General features: G+C 75.8%; 1 protein-coding gene. It reads right to left on the bottom strand.

Translation table 11 applies throughout. The features are described 5' to 3' along the window. On the bottom strand, positions 1–928 hold a 928-nt coding region (locus ACTIDRAF_RS0223600), incomplete at its 3' end, for a glycoside hydrolase family 36 N-terminal domain-containing protein (RefSeq protein WP_016701159.1). Positions 929–1,116 lie beyond the last annotated feature (188 nt).

Genomic DNA, 1,116 nt, shown 5'->3' with positions numbered 1-1,116 from the left:
GGGGGGTGCGGGGGTGGTGCGGGCGGGAGCGCAGCCAGTCGTGCACCCGGGCGGAGAGGCCGTCCAGGCCCAGGTTCGACCAGGAGAAGCACACCCACGGTGTGGTGTGGGACTCGCCGGGGGCGAGCCGCACCTCCCCGGGCCGCAGCAGTTCACCGCCGCCCAGCACGGCCGCGGCCTGCCCCGCCCGTTCGGGCAGTCGCTCCGCCAGGTGGGTCTGGTCGCCGCTCCAGGCGACGTGGACCCCCCACACCTCACCGTGCCGGAACCCGAACCCGGCCTGGCCGGCGACGAGCAGCAGGGGCGCGTCGTGCCCGGTCCGCCCCCGCCGGCTCTCCCGTGCCCAGGAACCCTCCACGAGGGGCCGCCGCTGAGGGCTGCGTTCCCGGCACCACCGGCCGGTCAGGTCGAGCAGTTCGGTCGCCTCGTCCGGCAGGGGGAGAACGCTGACGAGCCCTCCCACCGTCCACGCCCCGGCGCCGGTGTTGGTCACCCGCTGCCGGATCCGGACCAGACCACTGGTCTCCATCCGCAGCGTGACGGCGATGGCCAGCCCGCAACGCTCGTCGGAGGCCGTGATCGCGAGTTCCCCGCCGGCGTCGGCCGGTGCGCAGTCCGGGGAGCGGTGGAGGTCGATCCCGTGGACCGTCCACCGGGGATGCGTGACCGCGCCGTCGCGGTGCCCGGCGAGCGCGGGCCGCCCGGACCACCCGTCGGCCTCGCCGGCCAGCAACGGGAACCAGCGGGGGAAGTCCACCGAACTGGGTGGCGTCGGTTGTTCGACTCCCGTTCGCAGCGCGGCGCCCAGTTCGGCGTCGACCTCACCGAGGTCGGCCCCCCAGTGCAGCACACGGGGGGTTCCCGAGGCCGGCACGTCGAGCACGAGCGCGGTTCCCGCCGCGCGGAGCGTGGTGATCCCGTCCGTCATGGTCCCGTTCGACTCCCCGGAATCAGTGGGCTGGCCCGTGCCGTGGTCGCGGGCGGCCCCGGACGACCAAGGCAACCACCGGACGGGAGGCGGGCACAAGGCGGCGACCGGGTGCGAGGGCAGCACCGTCCGCTCGCTGTCGCGGGGTCGTCCTCCGCTCGGAGGTCGGACCGGAGGGCCGGACGGCG

It is taken from the genome of Actinoalloteichus spitiensis RMV-1378 (genome assembly GCF_000239155.1).
Classification (GTDB): Bacteria; Actinomycetota; Actinomycetes; order Mycobacteriales; family Pseudonocardiaceae; genus Actinoalloteichus_B; species Actinoalloteichus_B spitiensis.
This window is presented reverse-complemented; position numbering and strand designations above follow the sequence as displayed.